This window comes from Inquilinus sp. Marseille-Q2685 (genome assembly GCF_916619195.1).
Classification (GTDB): domain Bacteria; phylum Pseudomonadota; class Alphaproteobacteria; order DSM-16000; family Inquilinaceae; genus Inquilinus.
Genome location: NZ_CAKAKL010000002.1, coordinates 1329636 through 1350781 on the forward strand (window position 1 = coordinate 1329636; position 21146 = coordinate 1350781).

The 21146-nt window shown below is 72.3% G+C and carries 20 protein-coding genes; 7 read left to right on the forward strand and 13 right to left on the reverse strand.

The window, feature by feature from the left end; all coding sequences use genetic code 11:
• The first annotated feature begins 87 nt into the window (after positions 1 to 87).
• Positions 88 to 1242 (forward strand): PQQ-dependent sugar dehydrogenase, encoded by a 1155-nt coding sequence (locus tag LG391_RS15415; RefSeq protein ID WP_225768876.1) that lies wholly within the window; start codon positions 88 to 90, stop codon positions 1240 to 1242.
• Here the strand turns inward: LG391_RS15415 and LG391_RS15420 are convergent.
• The 4 genes from LG391_RS15420 to LG391_RS15435 form a co-directional block, all read right to left on the reverse strand.
• Positions 1239 to 2531, reverse strand: a complete 1293-nt coding sequence (locus LG391_RS15420) for an adenylosuccinate synthase (RefSeq protein WP_225768877.1) — start codon at positions 2529 to 2531, stop codon at positions 1239 to 1241. The genes LG391_RS15415 and LG391_RS15420 overlap by 4 nt on opposite strands.
• Positions 2532 to 2554: 23 nt before the next feature.
• Positions 2555 to 3697, reverse strand: coding sequence for an ATP phosphoribosyltransferase regulatory subunit (locus LG391_RS15425; protein ID WP_225768878.1), 1143 nt, complete (start codon positions 3695 to 3697; stop codon positions 2555 to 2557).
• Between the two features lie 69 nt (positions 3698 to 3766).
• Complete coding sequence (locus LG391_RS15430) at positions 3767 to 5005, reverse strand: serine protease (protein ID WP_225768879.1); 1239 nt, start codon at positions 5003 to 5005, stop codon at positions 3767 to 3769.
• Between the two features lie 3 nt (positions 5006 to 5008).
• Positions 5009 to 6157, reverse strand: a complete 1149-nt coding sequence (locus LG391_RS15435; RefSeq protein ID WP_225768880.1) for a serine protease — start codon at positions 6155 to 6157, stop codon at positions 5009 to 5011.
• Positions 6158 to 6316: 159 nt separating this feature from the next.
• On the opposite strand from LG391_RS15435, the gene LG391_RS15440 reads away from it, so the two are divergent.
• Positions 6317 to 7171: a neutral zinc metallopeptidase gene (locus LG391_RS15440; RefSeq protein WP_225768881.1), complete on the forward strand. Its 855-nt coding sequence runs from the start codon at positions 6317 to 6319 to the stop codon at positions 7169 to 7171.
• 23 nt (positions 7172 to 7194) lie between these two features.
• Here LG391_RS15440 and LG391_RS15445 read toward each other — a convergent pair whose 3' ends face one another.
• The 7 genes from LG391_RS15445 to LG391_RS15475 form a co-directional block, all read right to left on the reverse strand.
• Positions 7195 to 8079 (reverse strand): hypothetical protein, encoded by an 885-nt coding sequence (locus LG391_RS15445; protein ID WP_225768882.1) that lies wholly within the window; start codon positions 8077 to 8079, stop codon positions 7195 to 7197.
• A gap of 61 nt (positions 8080 to 8140) precedes the next feature.
• Positions 8141 to 9688 carry an FAD-dependent monooxygenase gene (locus LG391_RS15450; RefSeq protein WP_225768883.1) on the reverse strand — a complete coding sequence of 516 codons (1548 nt, stop codon included), beginning with the start codon at positions 9686 to 9688 and terminating at the stop codon, positions 8141 to 8143.
• Between the two features lie 242 nt (positions 9689 to 9930).
• Positions 9931 to 10464: a cupin domain-containing protein gene (locus tag LG391_RS15455; RefSeq protein WP_225768884.1), complete on the reverse strand. Its 534-nt coding sequence runs from the start codon at positions 10462 to 10464 to the stop codon at positions 9931 to 9933.
• 114 nt (positions 10465 to 10578) lie between these two features.
• On the reverse strand, positions 10579 to 10872 hold the full coding sequence (locus tag LG391_RS15460; protein WP_225768885.1) for a hypothetical protein: 294 nt from the start codon (positions 10870 to 10872) through the stop codon (positions 10579 to 10581).
• 162 nt (positions 10873 to 11034) lie between these two features.
• Positions 11035 to 12429 carry an NAD(P)(+) transhydrogenase (Re/Si-specific) subunit beta gene (locus LG391_RS15465; protein WP_225768886.1) on the reverse strand — a complete coding sequence of 465 codons (1395 nt, stop codon included), beginning with the start codon at positions 12427 to 12429 and terminating at the stop codon, positions 11035 to 11037.
• 43 nt (positions 12430 to 12472) lie between these two features.
• A complete protein-coding gene (locus LG391_RS15470) occupies positions 12473 to 12877 on the reverse strand; it encodes an NAD(P) transhydrogenase subunit alpha (RefSeq protein WP_225768887.1) in 405 nt (134 codons plus the stop codon).
• 14 nt (positions 12878 to 12891) lie between these two features.
• Complete coding sequence (locus LG391_RS15475) at positions 12892 to 14058, reverse strand: Re/Si-specific NAD(P)(+) transhydrogenase subunit alpha (RefSeq protein ID WP_225768888.1); 1167 nt, start codon at positions 14056 to 14058, stop codon at positions 12892 to 12894.
• Positions 14059 to 14265: 207 nt separating this feature from the next.
• Between LG391_RS15475 and LG391_RS15480 the strand changes: the two genes are divergently transcribed.
• The 4 genes from LG391_RS15480 (at position 14266) to LG391_RS15495 (ending at position 18046) form a co-directional block, all read left to right on the forward strand.
• Positions 14266 to 14739: a hypothetical protein gene (locus tag LG391_RS15480; protein ID WP_225768889.1), complete on the forward strand. Its 474-nt coding sequence runs from the start codon at positions 14266 to 14268 to the stop codon at positions 14737 to 14739.
• A gap of 116 nt (positions 14740 to 14855) precedes the next feature.
• The gene (locus tag LG391_RS15485) at positions 14856 to 16898 is read left to right on the forward strand and encodes a DUF4139 domain-containing protein (RefSeq protein WP_225768890.1); all 2043 of its coding nucleotides are present in this window, start codon (positions 14856 to 14858) and stop codon (positions 16896 to 16898) included.
• Between the two features lie 99 nt (positions 16899 to 16997).
• A complete protein-coding gene (locus LG391_RS15490) occupies positions 16998 to 17294 on the forward strand; it encodes a hypothetical protein (RefSeq protein WP_225768891.1) in 297 nt (98 codons plus the stop codon).
• A 35-nt stretch (positions 17295 to 17329) separates the two neighbouring features.
• Positions 17330 to 18046 carry a YafY family protein gene (locus LG391_RS15495; RefSeq protein WP_225768892.1) on the forward strand — a complete coding sequence of 239 codons (717 nt, stop codon included), beginning with the start codon at positions 17330 to 17332 and terminating at the stop codon, positions 18044 to 18046.
• A 7-nt stretch (positions 18047 to 18053) separates the two neighbouring features.
• On the opposite strand, the gene LG391_RS15500 is transcribed toward LG391_RS15495, so the two are convergent.
• Positions 18054 to 19025, reverse strand: coding sequence for a quinone oxidoreductase (locus LG391_RS15500; RefSeq protein ID WP_225768893.1), 972 nt, complete (start codon positions 19023 to 19025; stop codon positions 18054 to 18056).
• A 97-nt stretch (positions 19026 to 19122) separates the two neighbouring features.
• Here LG391_RS15500 and LG391_RS15505 point away from each other — a divergent pair, with 97 nt between their 5' ends.
• The gene (locus LG391_RS15505) at positions 19123 to 20037 is read left to right on the forward strand and encodes a LysR substrate-binding domain-containing protein (protein ID WP_225768894.1); all 915 of its coding nucleotides are present in this window, start codon (positions 19123 to 19125) and stop codon (positions 20035 to 20037) included.
• Positions 20038 to 20160: 123 nt separating this feature from the next.
• Here LG391_RS15505 and LG391_RS15510 read toward each other — a convergent pair whose 3' ends face one another.
• A complete protein-coding gene (locus LG391_RS15510) occupies positions 20161 to 21144 on the reverse strand; it encodes an agmatinase family protein (RefSeq protein ID WP_225768895.1) in 984 nt (327 codons plus the stop codon).
• Between the last annotated feature and the right edge of the window lie 2 nt (positions 21145 to 21146).

The following is a 21146-nucleotide window of genomic DNA, read 5'->3' on the forward strand; positions in this document are numbered from 1 at the left end:
TGTCCTCGAAGCGCGCCGCGGCGAAGTGTTGCCTGCGATGCCCCGCCCCCATGTCAGACGGGTCGAGACCGAGACGAGGAGAGCCTCATGCGCGTGCCCATCCCCGCCTTCGCCGCCCCCGCCCTCACCGCCGCCGCCCTGCTGGCCCCTATCCCGGAGGCCGCCGCGGTCGACGCCGCCTACGACACCGAGAAGGGCCGGATCCGCGTCCAGACCGTCGTCGAAGGGCTGAGCCACCCCTGGGGCCTCGCCTTCCTGCCGGACGGGCGGATGCTGGTGACCGAGCGCGACGGCAATCTCCGCCTGATCGGCGGCGGCAAGGTCTCCGAGCCGCTGGCCGGCGTGCCGGAGGTGGACGCCGGCGGCCAGGGCGGGCTGCTCGACGTCGCGGTCGACCCCGCCTTCATCCAGAGCCGCATGGTCTATCTCAGCTACTCCGAGGCCGGCGACGGCGGCAACTCCACCGCCGTGGCGCGCGGCCGGCTGAGCGAGGACGGGACGCGGCTGACCGGGGTGGAGGTGATCTTCTCGCAGAAGCCGAAGCTCGACAGCGCCATGCATTTCGGCTCCCGCCTCGTCTTCGACCGGCAGGGGCACCTGTTCATCACCCTCGGCGAACGCTCCAAGGCCCAGTTCCGGGACCAGGCGCAGCAGCTCGGCTCCCATCTCGGCAAGGTGATCCGGATCTGGCCGGACGGCTCGGCGCCGGAGGACAATCCCTTCACCAATCGCCGGGACGCGCTGCCGGAGATCTGGTCGTACGGCCACCGCAACATCCAGGGCGCGGCGCTGAACCCCGACACCGGCGTGCTCTGGATCAACGAGCACGGGCCGCGGGGCGGCGACGAGATCAACATCCCCGAGGCCGGGAAGAACTACGGCTGGCCGGTCGTCTCGCACGGCGTGAACTACAATGGCAGCCCGGTCGGCACCGGCCGGCGCGAAGCGCCGGGCATGACCGGGCCGATCTACCACTGGACGCCGTCGATCGGCGTCTCCGGCATGGCCTTCTACACCGCCGACGCGATGCCGGGCTGGCGCGGCGACGTCTTCGTCGGCGGCCTCGCCATCCCCAAGCTGGTGCGGCTGGAGCGCGACGGCGACCGGATCACCGGGGCGGAGGACCTGCTGGAGGATCTGGCCTTGCGCATCCGCCAGGTGGTGCAGGGGCCGGACGGCGCGCTGTACCTGCTCACCGACGAGAGCGACGGCGAGATCCTCCGCGTCGGGCCGGCGTCCTAGTCGGCGAACGGATCCCGCACCAGGATGGTGTCGTCGCGCTCCGGGCTTGTCGAGAGCAGCGCCACCGGCGCCTCGATCAGCTCCTCGATCCGGCGGATGTACTTGATGGCGGTCGGCGGCAGGTCGGCCCAGGAGCGGGCGCCCTTGGTGCTCTCCTCCCAGCCGTCCCATTCCTCGTAGACCGCCTTGGCGCTGGCCTGGGCCGACTGGCCGGCCGGGAAATGCTGCAGCACCTGGCCGTCCAGCTCGTAGCCGATGCAGATCTTCAGCGACTTGAAGCCGTCCAGCACGTCCAGCTTGGTCAGGGCGATGCCGTCGATGCCGCCGGTCTTCACCGCCTGCCGCACCATCACCGCGTCGAACCAGCCGCAGCGCCGCGGCCGGCCGGTCACGGTGCCGAATTCGTGCCCGCGCTCGCCCAGCCGGCGGCCGATCTCGTTCTCCTGCTCGGTCGGGAACGGGCCGGAGCCGACGCGGGTGGTGTAGGCCTTGGTGATGCCCAGCACATAGCCGACGCCCTTCGGCCCGATGCCGGAGCCCGCGGCCGCCTGCCCGGCGACGGTGTTGGAGGAGGTGACGAAGGGATAGGTGCCATGGTCGATGTCCAGCATCGCGCCCTGGGCGCCCTCGAACAGGATGCGCTTGCCCTCGCGCTTCAGCGCGTCCAGCCGCTCCCACACCACGCCGACATAGGGCAGGATCTTCGGCGCCACCTCGCGCAGCTGGGCCAGCAGCTCGGCCGGGTCGACCTCGTCGGCGCCGAGCGCGCGCAGCAGCGCGTTGTGATGCGCCAGCAGGGCCTCGACCTTGCCCGGCAGCGCCGCCTCGTCGGCCAGGTCGCAGGCGCGGATGGCGCGGCGGCCGGTCTTGTCCTCATAGGCCGGGCCGATGCCGCGGCCGGTGGTGCCGATCTTGCCCTCGCCGCGCGCCGCCTCGCGGGCCCGGTCCAGCGCGCCGTGCACCGGCAGGATCAGCGCCGCGTTCTCGGCCAGCAGCAGGTTCTCCGGCCCGACCTCGACATCCTGGGCGCGGATCCTCTCGATCTCGGCCAGCAGCGCCCAGGGGTCGACCACCACGCCGTTGCCGATGATGCCGAGCTTGCCCGGCCGCACGATGCCCGACGGCAGCAGCGACAGCTTCAGCACCTTGTTGCCGATGACCAGCGTGTGGCCGGCATTGTGGCCGCCCTGGAACCGCACCACCACGTCGGCCCGGCTGGACAGCCAGTCGACGATCTTGCCCTTGCCCTCGTCGCCCCACTGGGCGCCGACCACGGCCACATTCGCCATCGGAATACCTCGTGCCTTCTAACTCAGATCTCGTCGAGCCGGCCGTCCCGCAGGACCCAGCCGCAGCCGAGGCGGCGCGCCTCGATGAGAGGATCGGCGCCGGGCTCCAGCCCGGCGATGGTGACATAGCCCTGGGCGCGCAGCGCGGCGCCCTCGCCCGGCGCGGTGCCGCGCGGCAGGAACACCCGGCGCGGCGCCTGCGGCGGCGCGGCGGCGCGCAGCACCGTGTCCATGAACAGGGTGAAGCCGGTCGCCTCCTCGCCCTCGGCGCCATTGGCGCGATAGCGGCCGCCGCGGCCGACCTCGCCGCGGGCATTGCGGGCGAACAGGGTGAAGGCGACGCCGGTGTGGTACTCGAAGCCGCGATGCTCGACGAAGTCGACCGTCACCATGAGGTCCGGCGCCGAGGCGCGGATCAGCCGCACCACCTCGGCCAGGCGGTCCAGGATCGGCCGGGTCACCGCCGGGAGGTCGATGCCGGCGAGCGCGGCCAGCGCCGCATCGGCCGGGCCGGAGGCGGCGAGCAGCCCGCCAAGGGCCGCCGCGGCAGTGCCGCCGAGCTGGGCGACGGCGGCGGCGTCCTTGCGGTCGAGCGCGTGGCGCAGCGCCGTGCCGGCCTCGCCCTCCACCCCGAGGGCGCCGAGCAGCGCCGGCACCAGGGTCGGCTCGGTCAGGTCCAGCGCCAGCCGGTCGACCCCGACCGCCTGCAGCGCCTCGACCGCCAAGAGGGCCGCCTCGGCATCCGCCGCCGGCTGGGCGCCGCCGATCAGCTCGGCGCCGACCTGGGCGAACTGCCGCTCCGGCCGCAGCTGGGTGCCGCGCACCTGCAGCACCTGGCCGGCATAGGCCAGGCGCAGCGGCCGCGGCGCAGCGGCCAGGCGGGAGCGGGCGATGCGGGCGACCTGCACCGTCATGTCGGCGCGCAGGCCCAGCATGCGGCTGCCCATCGGGTCCATCAGGCGGAAGGTGTGCCGCGCCATGCTGGCGCCGACGCCGGACAGCAGCGTGTCCTCGAACTCGACGAGCGGCGGCTTGACCCGGTCGAAGCCATGACTGCCGAGGACGGCCATCATGCGTTCGATCACCGCCGCTTCCTGCGCCGCGTCGGGCGGAAGGACGTCGTAGAATCCCTCGGGCAGGAGGGCGGCGTTGAAAGCGTCGGTCATGACGTGCCGCACGCTAGGGCCTTCCGCCCCCGGCGCAACGACGAAGGCGGCTCGATCCCCGCCCCGCGCTCACCCCCCATGCGCGACCAGGTATCGCTGCAGCGCGTCGGCGAAGGCCCGGCTGTCGACGGCGAGATAGGCGTTCTCGGCCCCGCCGTCGCGGAAGAAGCGGGTGACCACGGCGACCACGGCGTAGCCGCCCCTCTCCTTCATGAAGATCGGGCCGCCGCTGTCGCCCTTGGTCATGTCGCAATCGTGCTTCAGCGTGTGGTCGCGGCGCAGCGCCAGGGCGCGGCAGCCGCTGTGCGCCGTCATCCGGTCCGGCGCGTCCCAGGCGTAGCCCGCCTGGACCAGCGGCACCCAGTCGCCGGCCTTGATCCGCGCCTCGTCCGCTTCGGTCAGCCGGTGCACCGCCATGATGCCGGCCCGGTCGCCGATGTCGGCGTCGAGCAGCAGGATGGCCCAGTCGGAGCCGAAGTCGGAGCCCTGGCCCTCCTCCTCCCGATCCGCTGCGGGGCGGTAGCCCGGCGCCAGCTGGACCGAGACGATGCCGGCCTCCGCCACCGACCTGTCGCCGTCGCGCCCGGCGCGGAAGCTGCTCGGCTCGTCGCGCTCGCCGTCGTCGCGGAAGAAGCAGTGGGCCGCGGTCAGCACCACCCGCCTTCCGACCAGGGTGCCTGTGCAGCTGCCGCCGCTGTCGAAGGCGATCTCGCCGATCGCGGTCCAGGGCATGCGGTCGGGCCGGACCATGCGGCGGTCGTCGCGGCCGAAGAAGTGGTCGCGGATGCCGGGGACGGTATCGCGGCCCAGGCAGTCGGCGGTGTCGCTGCGGGCGGCGCAGCGGCCGGTGCCGAGACCCGGCTCGTCGCAGACATCGTCGAAGGCGGTGGCGCAGCTGTTGATGTGGTTGCGCCGGGCGTAGAGCGGCCGGCAGTCGCTGATGTCGGTGCCGTCCGGGCAGACGCCGGTGCCGATGCCCGGCTCGTCGCAGGCGCCGTCGCCCGCCCAGTAGCAGCCGTCGCCGCCGCCGGCGCGCAGCGGCCGGCAATCGGTGCTGTCGCGGCCGGCATCGCATTCGCCGGTGCCGATCTCCGGCTCGTCGCACTGGCCGTCGAAGGCCCAGCGGCAGCTGTTGTCGCCGGTCTTGAAGGCGGCGCAGTCGGCGTCGTCGGTGTCCGCGGCGCATTCGCCCGAGCCGCCGAAGCGCTGCTCGTCGCAGGCGCCGTCCCGGGCCCAGCGGCAGCTGTCGTCGGCCCGAACGGGCCCGGCCAGGGCGAGGACCGCGAGCATCGCGAGAACGGCCCTCACCGTTCAGCCGCCATGGGCGGCGACGTATTTCGCCACCGCCTTCTCGAAGGCCCGGCTGTCGACCGCCAGATAGGCCGAGCGGCTGCCGTCGTCGCCGCCGTAGAAGCGGCTGACCACGGCGACCACGGCATAGCCGCCGGACCGCTTGATGAAGATCGGCGAGCCGCTGTCGCCCTTGGTCATGTCGCAGTCGTGCAGCAGCGTGCCGTCGTCGCGCAGCGAGACGACGCGGCAGCCGACATGCTCGGTCATCCGGTCCGGCGCGTCCCAGGCGTAGCCGCCCTGCATCACCCGCACCCAGCGCCCGGCCTCGATCTCGGCCTTGTCCTCGGGCTTGAGGCGGTGCACCGCCATGACGCCCGTGACGTCGCCGATATCGGCGTCGAGCTCGACCAGCGCCCAGTCGAGCCTGTACCAGGACTCGCCGCCATGGCTGCGGCCCTGGCGGAAGCCCGGCGGCAGGAAGAAGCCGGCCACGCCCGCCTCCGCCACCTGGCTGGCGCCGTTGCGGCCGGCGCGGAAGCGGCGCGGCTTGTCCAGCGAATCGTCGTCGCGCATGAAGCAATGCGCGGCGGTCAGCACCACCCGCCGGCCGACCAGGGTGCCGGAGCAGGCGCCGTGGTCGAAGGTCAGCTCGCCGATCGCGCTCCACGGCATACGGTCGACCCGGGCCAGGCGGCGCTGGTCGCGGCCGAAGAAGTGGTCGCGGATCCCGGCCGGGGTGTCGCGGCCCAGGCAGTCGGCGGTGTCGCTGCGCACGGCGCAGCGCCCGGTGCCGGCGCCGGGCTCGTCGCAGATGTCGTCGAAGGCGCTGGCGCAGCTGTTGTCGCGGTTGCGCCGGGCGTAGAGCGGCCGGCAGTCGCTGACGTCGGTGCCGTCGGCGCAGACGCCGGTGCCGATGTCCGGCTCGTCGCAGCTGTGGTCCTCGGCCCAGCGGCAGCTGTCGTTGCCGCCGGCGCGGACCGGCCGGCAATCCGCGGTGTCGGTGCCGGAGGCGCAGTCGCCGGTGCCGATCCCCGGCTCGTCGCAGCGGTCGTCGAAGGCCCAGCGGCAGCTGTTCGGGCCGGATTTGGCGGCCTCGGCCGGATCGGCCGCCGCGCAGAGGCAGAGCACCGTCCAGGCGACCAGCAGGCGAAACGTCAGAACGGGCATGCCTGGACCAAGGCGGAGCATCCAGAGCGAAGCGATCCCGTATCCTAAGCGCGATCCCGCGGCGAAACGATGGCGGATCGCACGATCGACGCTCCTGCCTTAGGATGGAACCGGACGGGCCGCGGCGGGTTGTCCGGGCGCATCAGGGGAGAGACGTCGATGCGGTGGCAGAATCTGAGGCGCAGCAGCAATGTCGAGGACCGGCGCGGCATGCGCCCGGCCGCGGTCGGCGGGGTGGGCGGCATCGGCGCCATCGTCATCGTGCTGGTGGCGCTGTTCTTCGGCGTCGATCCCTCGGCCCTGCTGCAGCAGGTCGACCCCGGCCCGGGCCCGTCACAGACCGAGACCGCTTCCGGCCCGTCCGGCGCCCAGCAGGACGAGATGTCCCAGTTCCTCGCCGCCGTGCTCGGCAGCACCGAGGACACCTGGGGCGCCGTGTTCCAGGAGGCCGGCAGCCGCTATGCGCCGCCGAGGCTGGTGCGGTTCAGCGGCGCCGTCCAATCCGCCTGCGGGTCGGCCAGCGCGGCGATGGGGCCGTTCTACTGCCCGGCCGACCAGAAGGTCTATATCGACACCGATTTCTTCGACGAGCTGAGCCGCCGCTTCGGCGCGCCCGGCGAGTTCGCCGAGGCCTATGTCGTGGCGCATGAGGTCGGCCACCACGTCCAGAACCTGCTCGGCATCATGGACAAGGTCAGCCAGCTGCGCGCCCGCGGCGGGGTCGACGGCAACGCGCTGTCGGTGCGGGTCGAGCTGCAGGCCGACTGCTTCGCCGGCGTCTGGGCGAAGCGCGGCGACCAGCAGAGCCGGTTCATCGAGCCGGGCGACATCGAGAGCGCGATGAAGGCCGCCGCCGCGGGCGGCGACGACGCGCTGCAGAAGCAGTCCCAGGGCTATGTCGTGCCCGACAGCTTCACCCATGGCAGCTCGGAGCAGCGGGTGCGCTGGTTCCGCCGCGGCTTCGACAGCGGCACCCCGACCACCTGCGACACCTTCTCGGCCCAGACGCTGTAGCCGCCGGCCGGCGGAGAGGCCGGTCACCCGGTGTCGGGTCCGCTGGGTTTGCCTGGTTCGTGGGGTTCGGGGGGCTCCTCGTCGTCGCCGGCGAAGTCGACGCCGAGGGAGCGGCAGAGGCGGGCGGCGGCCCGGGCGGGCGGCTCGGCGTCGATCAGGGCCGGGACGTCGGGCTCCTCGAGCCGGGTATCCATCCCGGCCTCGAGGCCGGGCGCCTTGGCAGGATCGACGGCCTTGAACGCCCGCCTCATCAGTTCGTGCAGCCGGGCCCGGCGCCGCTCCCGAACCTCCGCCGGGGTGCCGGTCGGCGGCGGCGGGTGCGGCGGGTCCGACCAGTCGGCCGCCCGGCGGCGCCATTCGTCGGACAGGCCGAGGCCGCAGGCCAGGCCGGTGATCACCGCGCCCACCGGCCGGTCCTCGATCCGGTCCTCCTCGTCCTCGTACAGCGCGTCGAGCCGCTCGTGCAGATTGTTGGTGTGGTAATCGGCCTCGTCGAGCTCCCGGGTCGCCTGGCCGGGATCCCAGATCAGGGCGTAGAAGGCCTCGGTGACATGGTTGCGCTGGCGGGCGCGGCGGGCCTTCCGGTCCGCCTTGTCGCGGGCGCAGAGGTCGGCGGCGGCGCGGGAGCGCAGGTCGAGCGAGCGCTGCACCGAGCGGGAGAAGCGGCCGAAGGCCATCCCGGCCTGCTGCGCCTCGGCCCGGGCCGCCTGCACCGAAGCTTCATCGGCCTCGGGCTGGGCGGCCCTGGCCTGGGCGGCCCAGGCCTGCGCTTCAATGGCGCGGGTGCCTTCGGCCTCGGCCAGTTGCATGGCGATCTCGGCCAGGCGGGTGAGCATCCGGACCTGCTGCAGCGCGAGGCTGCGGCAGTAGGCCTGGATGTCGAGATCGGAGTCCGCGCCTGTGTCCATGGAACATATCATGAACGAGGTACGGGCGGTTAAGCAATGAACATTGCGTTAACCGGAGGGATCAGGCGGAGCCATGAGCAGGCTCCCCGAACCAGCGTGACGCGGCCCTGGACGCGTCCTTCTCGTCGGGGGCGGCCTCGCCGGCCCAGACGACGACACCATCGGGGCGCACCAGCACGGCGCTCAGGCCCAGCCGGTCCTTGGCGTCGCCGGCGACGTAAGCGATCCGTCCCTTCCAGCGGCCTGCCAGCGCCTGGAGCGAGGCGCGCGAGTCGAAGTCCAGGAACAGCCCCCTGCCCGTCCTGAGGAGACCGCCGGCCGTGGTCCCGTCGGCCAGCTCGAAGTCGGGAACGCTGCGGCCCACCAGCGGATGGTCGCCGCCGAGATCGTAGCGCAGGGAAACGCCCCACACGCGCCGGGCGAAGTAGGTCGCGCCGTCGCGCGTGCCGATCAGATCGCGCATGATGGCTTCGAGCGCGCGCGAGCTTCGGGTCGGCCGCATGAGCGCGACCTGGGCGCGCGACCAGTCGAGGACCAGCGCCCCCACCGGATGCCGTTCGCCGCAGTAGCTGTCGAGCAGATCGGGCGGCGCGTCGCCGCGGATGGTCGCGGCGAGCTTCCAGCCGAGATTCATCGCGTCGCCGAGCCCGAGATTGAGGCCTTGACCGCCCAAGGGGGAGTGGATGTGCGCGGCGTCGCCGGCGAGCAGCACCCGCCCGTTGCGGTAGGCGGTCGCCTGGCAGGCGCGATCCGTCCAGGTCGTGGCGAGCCGGAGCGCCGTCACGGTCACGTCCGTGCCGGAGACGCGGCGCAGCACCGCCTGCACATGTTCGAGCGTGACCGGCCGGGCCCGGTGGAAGGCGCCGCCGTCGAACTCGACCATCGCCACCGTCCCGGGCCGCGCATAGGTGTACATGCCCGTCGGCGTGTAGTGGCGGCCGGGGCGGAGCGTGTCCGGATCGGCCAACTCGACATCGACGGAATAGCCGGTGAACTCGGGATCGGTGCCCGCGAAGTCGAAGCCGCCGGCCTTGCGGACCGTGCTGCGGCCGCCGTCGCAGCCGACGAGCCAGCGCCCGCGGACGGTCTCGCCGCCGGCGCGAATGGTCACCCCGTCGGCCTGATCGAAGCCTGCGACGCCGACGCCGCGCCTGATCTCGACACCCAGCGCGGTGGCGCGGGCGGCCAGAACGGTTTCGAGGGTTTCCAGGTCGACCGGCATGCTGGTGCCGGCCGGGCTCGGCAGACGATACGGCCATTGCGAGCTGTCGATGTCGTCCTGGTAGAACGGGATGCCGGCGAAATGGCCGCCGGGGCGGCGCGGCTGCTGCAGCCAATGCGCGGCGGCCACGGTGCCGCCGCCCGATGCATCCTTCGCGCGCTGCGCCGCGGCGACGTCGTCCAGCAAGCCGCGATGGTACAGGGCTTCGAGGGTCGGCGCCGAAAGGCCGCGCATCCCGAACGGCAGCCGCTTCAGGGGCGAACGCGGGTCCCCGGCCTGCTCCAGGACCAGCACCGAAAGGCCGGCGAGACGCAGCTCACAGGCCAGAAACAGGCCGACGGGGCCGGCGCCGGCGATCACGACATCATGGAGAGCCGGGTCGTGCATGAACCACTCCTCTGTCGGCGTTCGACCGGAGCGGCGGGGCTGAGAACCGCCCCGGCGAACACAAGGACGCAGCGTCCGCCGTTCGTCGCGGGGGTCTCCTGCGCAGGGGGGGAGACCAGAGCTTTCGTTTCCGGAAGGGCCTGGGCTGACCAAACCAAGCCTGCCTTTTCCGACACGGGCTGTATAGCGTCGCCGCGGTCGATCGGCAACGGACAGGGCTGCGACGGCTTGCCGTTGGCCGGCTACCCGCCCTCGGCCTCGCGCCAGATCTTGACCAGCGGTCCGCCGGCGCCGAGCACCGGGTCGGTCGCCGGCACCGGCACCCCGCGGATGCTGTCGCGCAGGGCGCGGCCGTCGCCGTCACCTTCCTTGACCAGGTCCGGGTCCTGGCCCGGCGGATAGGCGCCGATCACCAGCAGGTCGCCGCTGCCCTCCTCGCGCTTGTGGCCGACCCCGGCCGGGATCACCACCACGTCGCCGGCCAGCAGCTCAAGCGAGACGCCGCCGGCGCCGCCGAACCGCACCTTGGCGCGGCCGCCGGCGATCCCCAGCACCTCATGCGCGTTGCTGTGGAAGTGGTGGAACGGATAGATGCCGTTGCGCCAGCCCTTGCCCCAGCCGTTCTGGCCGAAGCGCGCCTCGATCGCCGTCGCCATGTCGCCGAGGCCGAGCCCGCTGACCTGGCGATAGACCAGCAGCGGCAGGGCCGGGTTGTTCGGCACGGCACCGCCATCCTCGAAGTAATGGGCCTCGACGCCCGGATCGGCTTCAGCCATGGCCTGTCTCCTCGGCTGCAGACCAAGGAGTTTGGCCCGAAGGCAGCCAGCGGCAAGGGCCTGAAGCTGGAAAGCGTCGCGTAGGCTGCCGTTCGCGGCACGCGAACCTAACGTCTACTCGGCAATGATGCCGAGCGCCGCCAACCGGGCTCGGATCACGGCCTCATCGTCGGGCACGCGTTGCAGCCTCTTTCGAGGAGTGTGCTTGAACGAGACATAGTCCAGTTCCAGGAGCGCGATGCCTTGCTCGCGAAGCACCTCACGGCGACGCTCATCATAGCGCCGCCGCTGCTCTCCGCGTGTCACACCACTGACGGTCATTCGCCGGTCCATGAAGGCAACCGGCTCACTGTGCTGTCGTTCCCGGTACTCTATGACCAACCCGAGATCGGCGTAAAAGGCGTCCACCGGCAGGCATCTGGACCGGCCAAGCCGATCCGGATCCCCTCGCAGGAAACCGAACCGATGCTGGCGCACAGAACATCTTCGAAGGATTTGATCGCAAAGGTCGATGACGTAATGCTCGTCCCTTCGAGAGGCCTCTCGGTCGTCAGACATCGGGACAACGCACTATGCCAGCGACTTGGCCACGTCCTCGCACATCTTCTTGGCGTCGCCGAAGAGCATGAGGGTGTTGTCGCGGAAGAACAGCTCGTTCTCGACCCCGGCATAGCCCGAGGCCATCGACCGCTTCACGAACAGCACCGTCTTGGCGTTCTCCACGTCCAGGATCGGCATGCCGTAGATCGGGCTCGCCGGGTCCGACTTCGCCGCCGGGTTGGTCACGTCGTTCGCCCCGATCACGAAGGCCACGTCCGCCTGCGCGAAGTCGCGGTTGATCTCCTCCAGCTCGAACACCTCGTCATAGGGCACGTTGGCCTCGGCCAGGAGCACGTTCATGTGCCCGGGCATGCGCCCCGCCACCGGGTGGATGGCGTAGCGCACCTCCACCCCCTCCTTCTTCAGGAGGTCCGACATCTCCCTGAGCGCGTGCTGCGCCTGCGCCACCGCCATGCCATAGCCCGGCACGATGATCACCGACCGGGCGTTCTTCATCACGAAGGCCGCATCCTCCGCCGAGCCCTGCTTCACCGCCCGGTCGCCCGAGGCGCCGCCGGCCGCGGCGGCATTGGCCTCGCCGCCGAAGCCGCCCAGGATCACGTTGATGATCGACCGGTTCATCCCCTTGCACATGATGTAGCTGAGGATGGCGCCCGACGACCCGACCAGGGCGCCCGTGACGATCAGCAGGTTGTTCTGCAGGGTGAAGCCGATGCCCGCCGCCGCCCAGCCGGAGTAGCTGTTCAGCATCGACACCACCACCGGCATGTCCGCCCCGCCGATCGGCAGGATCAGCAGGAACCCGAGCGCCAGCGCCACCAGGATCAGCAGCAGGAAGGCTGCCCCCGACTGCCCGGCGCACATCCACACGATCAGCAGCACGATCAGGAGGCCCAGGCCGGCGTTCAGCGGGTGCTGGAACGGGAACACCAGCGGCTTGCCCGAGACCAGACCTTGCAGCTTGGCGAAGGCGACCAGGGATCCGGTGAAGGTGATCGCCCCGATCGCCGCCCCCAGCGCCATCTCGATCAGGCTGCCGACATGGATCGCCCCCGGCGTGCCGATATTGTACGCGGCCGGGTCCAGGAACGCCGCCGCCGCCACGCACACCGCCGCCAGCCCCACTAGGCTGTGGAACGCCGCCACCAGCTGCGGCAGCGCCGTCATCTGGATCCGCTGCGCCACCACGTAGCCGATGCCGCCCCCGATCGCGATCGCCGGTACGATCAGCCAGTAGTTCCGCACCTGCGGCAGCAGCACCAGCGTCGTCGCCACCGCGATCGCCATCCCGGCGATCCCGTACCAGTTCCCCTGCCGGCTCGTCTCCGGGCTCGACAGGCCCCGCAGCGCCATGATGAAGCACACCGCCGCCACCAGATACGCCAGCACCGCCAGGCTCGTCATCGCGATCCCCTCGTCGTGTCTTGGTTTGCCTGTACGGGCTGCCTCAGCCCTTCTTCCGGTACATCGCCAGCATGCGGCGGGTCACCAGGAAGCCCCCGAAGATGTTGACCGAGGCCAGCAGCACCGCCAGGGCCCCCAGCACGCTCGACGCCCCGATCCCCGCCGGCCCCGCCGCGATCAGCGCGCCGACCACGATCACCGAGGAGATCGCGTTGGTCACGCTCATCAGGGGCGAATGCAAGGCCGGCGTCACCCGCCACCCCCCGTAGTAGCCGACGATGCAGGCCAGCACGACCACCGTCACCCCGGTGAGGAAGAAGCCGTGCCCCCCCGCCGGCACGGCCGTCGCCGCCTGCGCCTGCGCCGCCAGCGCCTGGGCCTGGTCCGCCAGCCCCCGCGCCGCCTCGGCCAGACCCTGCGCGCCCTCTGCGATCCCGTCCGCCGCCATGATCCCGCTCTCCCCTACGCCGCCTGCTCGGCCCGGCCGCCGAAGCCCGGATGCACCACACGGCCCCCCGCGGTCAGCCGCGTCGCCGCCACGATCTCGTCAGAGCCGTCCACCTTCAGCGCCTTGCTCTCCTTGTCGATCAGCGGCGTCAGGAAGGCCACCAGGTTGCGGGCGTAGAGCGCCGAGGCGTCGGTCGCGATCCGGCCCGGCACGTTCCTGTGCCCGACGATGGTCACGCCCTGGTCCTCGACCACCTCGCCCGGCCGGGTCAGGGCGCAGTTGCCGCCCCGCTCCGCCGCCAGGTCCACGATCACCGACCCCGGCTTCATCGACCGCACCATCGCCTCGTCCATAAGCACCGGCGCCTTCTTCCCCGGGATCAGCGCGGTGCAGATCACGATGTCCTGCTTCTTCACCGTCTCGGCGATCAGCGCCGCCTGCTTGGCCCGGTACTCCGCCGACATCTCCTTGGCGTAGCCGCCCGAAGTCTCCGCCGCCTTGAACTCCTCGTCCTCCACCGCCACGACGCTGGCGCCCAACGACTGCACCTGCTCCTTCGCCGCCGGACGCACATCGGTGGCAGAGACCACGGCCCCGAGGCGCCGCGCCGTCGCGATCGCCTGCAGCCCGGCCACGCCGGCCCCCATCACCAGCACCCGCGCCGGCGGCACCGTGCCCGCCGCCGTCATCATCCTCGGGAACGCCCGGCCGACCACCGACGCCCCCTCCAGCACCCCCCGGTACCCCGCCAGGTTCGCCTCGCCCGACAGCACGCCCACCGCCCGCGCCCGCGTGATCCGCGGCACCAGCTCCAGGGCGAAGCTCTCGATCCCCGCCTCGGCATAGGCCGACAGGCTCTCCGCGTCGTCATAGGGCTCCAGCACCCCGATCAGCGCCGCCCCCCGCGGGATCAGGGACAGCTCGTCCACCTCGCCCTGCCCGGCCCGCAAGGGCCGCCGCACCTTCAGCACCACATCGGCGCCCGCGAGAGCCGCCGCCGCATCCGGCGCCACCTCCACCCCCGCCGCGCGGTACGCCTCGTCCGTCACGGCACTGCCCAGCCCGGCCCCGGCCTCCACAACGACCGTCGCCCCCAGACCCACCAGCTTCTTCACGCTGTCCGCCGTCGCCGCCACACGGCGCTCCCCGTCCCGCCGCTCCCGCAACACCACTATCCGCATGGATCGTTCTCCCTTCGCGTTCCCGGCGATGGATCCGCAAGTTTTTCCCCGCGGCGACGCAACGTCCGACCATGCCCTACGCCCCCGCCCGCTGTCCACGATCCTTCCACCTGAAACAACGGAACCCGGACGGGGTGTCGCGCCTTGATTCCCCACCGCCCCGCAAGAGATTGCGGCCGGCCAGAAACGCCTTCGAGGAACCACCCCTTGTCCACCTTCCTGCGCACCCTTGCCCTGACAGTCGCCGCCGTCGGCGCCATCGCCTGCGTCCCGCAGGACGGCTACTACGGCAACGGCTCCTACAACGACGGCTACTATAGCGACGGCGGCTATTACGGCGACGGCGGCTACACCCGGATCGACAACCGCTATCGCGGCGACCGGAACGACCGCGCCAACAGCTGCCGCCGCGCCTATAACGGCGTCTGCGACGAAGGCCGCTACGGCGGCACCAATCGCTGCGACGACGGCACCGACACCGCCGACTGCCGCGGCTATGCCAGCCGCGACCGCGACCACGGCCCGAACAGCTGCCGCCGCGCCTATAACGGCGTCTGCGACGAAGGCCGCTACGGCGGCACCAACCGCTGCACCGACGGCACCGACACTGCCGACTGCACCGGCGGCGGCTGGCGCGGCCGCCGCAACTACAACGACAACGACGGCTGGCCGTTCGATTGACCGATCGCCCGGGCATGGCGGACGTCTTTCCGCCATGCTCGGCCCCACATGGCCGCGGCGCCGCCACGATCGGCCGGCATGGTCGGGTCTGCGACCGATCCTGAAGGGGGACCCGCATGACACCGATCCGCCTCGCCTTGCCGGCCGCCGCGGCCGTGGCGTTCCTGGCCCTGCCGGCCTTCGCCGCCGAGCCGCTGGCGCTCAAGCGCGTGCTGCTGTCGACCGGCGGCGTCGGCTATTTCGAGTACGAGGCCAGGGTCACCGGCAACGAGACCCTGGACTTGGCCGTGCCGCTGGACCAGGTCGACGACGTGATGAAGAGCATCGTCGTCTATGACGACAGGGGCGGCATCGGCGAGATCAGCCGGCCCGGGCGCGAGCCGCTGGCCGCCGCCTTCCGCGAGATGCCGTTCGGGCCGGAGGCGCTGTCCTCCCCCGCCGACCTCCTGAACGCGCTGCGCGGGGCCGAGGTCCGGGTCGAAGGCGCCCGCGGCGTCTCCGGCCGCATCCTGTCGGTCGTGGCGGAGACGTCGAAGGACAAGGACGGCGCGCAGATCACCCGCCACCGGGTCAGCCTGATGACCGCGGGCGGGGTGCGCCAGTTCCTGCTGGAGGAGGCGGACGGGCTGCAATTCGCCGACCCGGCGCTGCAGGCCAAGCTGGACGCGGCGCTGGCCGCCCTGGCCCGCGATTCGGCCAAGGACCGGCGCACGCTGGCGATCCGCGCCACCGGCGACGGCGAGCGCACGCTGCGCGTCGGCTATGTCGTCGCGGCGCCCTTGTGGAAGACCAGCTACCGCCTGACCCTGGCCGCCGACCCGAAGGCGGACAAGGCCGGGCTGCAGGGCTGGGCGGTGCTGGAGAACATGAGCGGCACCGACTGGCAGGGCGTCGACCTGACCGTCGTGTCCGGCAACCCCGTCACCTTCCGCCAGGCGCTGTACCAGAGCTACACCGTCGCCCGGCCCGAGGTGCCGGTGGAGGTGCTGGGCCGGGTGCTGCCGCCGGTCGACGAGCGCGCCCGCGACGCCGACGGGGCCGGCCCGGGCCGTGCCCGGGCGGCAGCCGGCGCCGCCGCCCCGCCGGCGCCGATGGCGATGATGGCCGCCCCGGCCGCCGAGGCGGCGATCGCGCAGGACGAGGAGGCGCGGCAGCAATACGCGCAGGTCACCGCCGCCGAGTCCGGCGAGACCGCGACCCAGGTCACCTTCCGCCTGCCCGAGCCGGTGACCGTCGCCGCCGGCCATTCGCTGCTGGTGCCGATCATCGACCGCGAGATCCCGGCCGGCCGGATCGACCTGTACCTGCCGGAGACCGAGCCGAAGCACCCCCTGGCCGCGGTCGACCTGAGGAATGACGGCCAGACCGGCCTGCCGCCCGGCGTGCTGACCCTCTATGAGCGCGGCGCCGACGGTGCCGTCGCCTATGTCGGCGACGCCCGGCTGGGCGCGCTGCCGGCCGGCGAGGCCCGGCTGGTCAGCTTCGCCGTCGACCAGAAGGTGACGGTCGACCGCGAGGACAGGCGGGACGACACCCTGGCCCGCGCCCGCATCGTCGACGGCGTGCTGGAGCTGACCACCACCCAGCGCGCCAGCGTCACCTATGCCGTCACCGGCGTCGCCGGCGAGAACCGCACGGTGCTGCTGCAGACGCCGCGCTACGAGGGCTGGACCCTGACCGAGCCTGCCGAGGGGAAGGTCGAGATCGTCGCCGGCCAGTACCGCATCCGCCAGGCGGTGCCGGCCGGCAGGACCGAGACGGTGACAGTGACGCAAGAGCAGCCGCTGTCCCAGACCATCGACCTGGCCGAGGACGCCGACGACCAGATCGCCGCCTGGGCCGAGGACCGCAGCCTGCCGGCCAAGGTGCGCCAGGCGATGACGGAGCTGGCCGGCCAGCTCGCGGTGATCCGCGACCGCGAGGCCGAGGCCGAGCGGCTGGAGCAGCGCCAGGCGGAGATCGGCCAGGAGCAGGCGCGGCTGCGCGAGAACATCGGCGCGGTGCCGAAGGACAGCGACCTGTTCCAGCGCTATCTCGGCAAGCTGAACGACAGCGAGAGCGAGCTGGAGCAGGTCGGCGCCGGCCTGGACAAGGCCCGCAAGGCGATCGACTCCGCCCGCGCCCAGTTCCGCCAGTCGGTGCGCAAGCTGAACGTCTGACGGGCGCCCCACCCCTCCTGACAGAATGCTGTCAGGAGGGGTGTCGTATCGTGCCTCCATCGACGGCCCGTCCAGGGCCTCACGGATGGAGAGACACCGATGGCCTTCGTCACCGAGGTCGTGCTGTTCCGGGCCCGGCCGGGCATCGCGGTCGAGACCGTGGTCGGGGCGGCGGAGGGCAGCCGCGCGGCCTTGGCGGGGCTCGACGGCTATATCGACCGCAGCTTCGGCATCGGCGCCGACGGGCTGTTCGGCGACATCGTGCGCTGGCGCGACCTGGCCAGCGCCGAGGCGGCCGCGACGGCGGCGCCCGCCCTGCCCGGCTTCGACCGCTTCATGCAGGCCATCGACGGGCCGAGCGTTCGGCTCTATCACTTCAGGAGCCGTTCCCTCTGACCCTCCCGCCTGCCCCGTCGGCAGGCAATCTGCCGATGCGCCGAGCCGACCGCCTGATCCAGATCCTGCTGCTGATGCGCGGCCGCACCTTGGTCACGGCGCAGCAGCTGTCCGAGGCGCTCGAGGTGTCGGAGCGCACGGTCTATCGCGACATGGCCGACCTGCTGGCCAGCGGCGCGCCGATCGACGGCGAGGCCGGGGTCGGCTACCGGCTGCGCCGCGGCTTCGAGCCGCCGCCGGTGCAGTTCACCGCCGAGGAGCTGCTGGCGCTGAGCCTGGGCGCCCGCATGGTCGCGGCCTGGACCGACCCGGCCCTGGCCCGTGCCGCCGGCAGCGCCGCGCGCAAGATCTCCGGCGTGCTTCCGGAGGCCAGCGCCGCCTCGCTCGACGAAGTGCCGATCCATGCTCCCGGCCGCCGGCCCTATCCGCTGGAGCTGATGGAGCCGATCCGCCTCGCCATCGCCGAGCGGCGCAAGCTGCGGCTGCACTACAGCGCGCCGGAGGCGACCAGCGAGCGGATCGTGCAGCCGCTCGGCCTGTTCTTCTGGGGCAACCGCTGGACCGCCACCGCCTGGTGCGAGCTGCGCCAGGATTTCCGCAGCTTCCGCCTCGACCGGATCGACACGCTGGAGACGCTGGAGGAGCGGTTCGAGCCGGTCTCCGGCCGGACGCTCGAGGATTACCTCAACCGCGAGCGCGAGGCGCGGGAGGCGGAGGAGCTGCGGGAGCGGGCCCTCCAGTCCGGCCGTTAGCGCGCCCCTACGGCAGCAGCACGGTCGCGCCGGTGGTCTGCCGCGCCTCGAGCCGGCGATGCGCCTCGGCCGCCTCGGCGAGGGGCAGGCGGGCATGGACCGGGACCGTCACCGCGCCGGTCGCCACCACCCCGAAGAGATCCTTGCTCATGGCCAGCACGTCCTCGCGCTTCGCAAGGTGCTGGAACAGCAGCTGCCAGGTGGCGAAGAGCGAGCCCTTCCGCATCAGGAGCATGATGTCGAACGGCTCGATCGGCCCCGACGCCGCGCCGAAGCTGACGAAGGTGCCGAAGGGCCGCAGGCAGTCGAGCGAGGCCGGGAAGGTGGCGCGGCCGATGCCGTCATAGACGACGTCGCAGCCCTCGCCGCCCGTGATCTCCCGCACCCGCGCGGCGAAATCCTCCCGGCGGTACTCGATGACGTGGTCGCAGCCGTTCCGGCGTGCCAGCACGGCCTTCTCGGGCGAGCCCACCGTGCCGATGACGGTGGCGCCTAGATGCTTCGCCCATTGCGTCAGGATCAGGCCGACGCCGCCCGCTGCCGCATGCATGAGGACGGTGTGGCCCGCCCCGACGCGGAAGGTGCGGCGCAGCAGGAACTGCGCCGTCAGGCCCTTCAGCATCATCGCGGCGCCGGTCTCGAAACCGATGGCGTCCGGCAGGCGCACAAGGAAATGGGCCGGCACGATGCGCTCCTCGGCATAGGCGCCGAGCGTCCCGACATAGGCCACCCGGTCGCCCGGCGCGAAGCCCTCCACGCCCGCGCCGACCTCGACCACCTCGCCGGCGCCCTCGTTGCCGGGCGTGAACGGGAGGGCGGGCGGCGCATAGGCGCCGGTGCGGAAATAGGTGTCGACGAAGTTGAGGCCGACCGCGCGGTTGCGGACCCGGACCTCGCCGGGCCCGGGCCGGCCGATATCGACCTCCTCATAGGCCAGCACCTCGGGCCCGCCGTGGCGGTGAACACGGATCGCTTTCATGGGGTTCGCCCCTGTCCTGCGCTGCTGATGCCCGGGAGATGGCGTGGGGCGGGACATGGTTGTAGGCTGATACCATGAACATCAGAGTTCATCGAAAATGATATCCGAGCAGATCGGCCTCGACCTCCTCCGCACCTATGTGGCGGTCTGCCGGCAGGGCAGCCTGAGCAAGGTCGCGGCGCAGACCGGCCGGACCCAGTCGGCGCTGAGCATGCAGATGCGCCGGCTGGAAGGCCTGGTGCAGCGGCACCTGTTCCAGCGCACCGGCCGCGGCGTCGTGCCGACCGCCGAGGGCGAGATCTTCCTGGGATACGCCACCCGCATCCTGGCCCTCGGCGACGAGGCCGTGGCCCGGCTGCAGCAGAAGGAGATCAGCGGCGGCGTCCGCATCGGCCTGGCCGAGGAGCTGGCCTCCGCGGCGCTTCCGGCCGCGCTGGGGCGGCTGCACCGAGCCTATCCCGACATCCGCCTCGACGTGGTGGTCGAGCACAGCGTGGCGCTGGGGCGGCTGTGGGGCGAGGACGGGCTGGACATCATGCTGGGCCCGACCTCGGTGGTGACGGCCGACGCCCTGGCCACCTGGACCGTCGAGCTGCAATGGGTGTGCGCGCCCGACTGCGCCCCGGATCCGGAGCGGCCCCTCGACCTCGTCGCGTTCACCGCGCCCTGCCTGTGGCGCCGGCGCATGATCGAGGCGCTGGCCGCGACCGGCCGGGAGCACCGGGTCACCTTCACGAGCCAGAGCGTCACCGCCCTGCAGGCGGCGGTCGAGAACGGGCTGGGCGTCGGGCTGCTGCCGCCCGAAGCCGTCCGCGCGGGCGGCATGCGCGTGCTGAAGCCGTCCGCCGGGGTGCCGGGGCCGCTGGCCGCCCAGTACGGCCTCTACGCCCGCGACCGCCGGACGCCCGTGGCCGATGCCGCGATCGGCGTGCTGCTGGACGGCCTGCCGGCGATGCCCGAGCCGCGGCCGGCAGGGGAACCGGAGACGCAGAGCCGCCGTTCCGGATCGTAGAGGCCGCCCGCGTGCGGCCGAACGAACCGGAGGCGCCGCGTGCCGTACATCCTGCTCTGGCTGCTCGGGATTCCGATCCCGATCCTGATTCTGATCTGGCTGTTCTTCAGCTGACCGGCGACCTCAGCCGGCCCGGCCGGCCAGGCCGAACAGCAGGTTGAGCACCAGGGCGGCGCCGGTCCGGCCGGTGATGTCGTCATGATCGAAGGGCGGCGAGATCTCGACCAGGTCGAATCCCACCGTCTTCGGATGGCTGCCGATCCGGCGCAGCGCGTCCTGCACGTCGCGCGCATCCAGCCCGCCCGGGTTGGGCGCCGCGGTGCCGGGCGCCTGGCTCTGGTCGATGCAGTCGATGTCGACCGAGACGTAGAGCGCATCCACCCCGTCGGTCGCCAGGGCCAGCGCCTGCTCCACCACCGCCGCCATGCCGCGGCGGCGGACCTCCAGCGCCGGGATCACGGTCACCCCCTGCTCCGCAGCATAGCCGGCGAGCTGCGGCGAGTTGGCGAACTCCGCCATGCCGATCTGCACCAGGTTGCGGCCGGACAGCGCCCCGTCCAGCAGCTCCAGCGACTTGCGGAACGGCACGCCGCTGGATTCGGCGCCGAGATGCGCCTTGCGCAGGTCGTGATGAGCGTCGAAATGGATCACGCCCAGCCGCTTGCCGGGCCCGAGCGCCCGCACCACGCCGCGGATGATCGGGAAGGAGATCGAATGGTCGCCGCCGATCGCCACCGGCACGATGCCGCGGCCGGCGATGGCGGCGACCGCGGCGCTGATCCGGTCGTGGCTGCCCGGCAGGTCGGTGACCACGGTCGGCACGTCGCCGACATCGGCGGCGCGGAATCCCGTCATCGCCCGGCCGTCGCCGCTGCTGTAGGTGGTGTAGTACATCATCGACCGGCGCACCGAATCCGGACCGTGGCGCGACCCGGTGCGGACCACCGAGGCGCCGTCGAAGGGGATGCCCAGCAGCGCCGCCTGCAGCCCCTCCCACTTCCCGTCCCATTCGAGCCAGCTGCCGGCGCGGTGCTCGCCGGGATCGCCCTTCATCGTGTTGACCACGAGGCCGGGCGGCATCAGGCCGGGATCGGTCGGTTCGGACATGG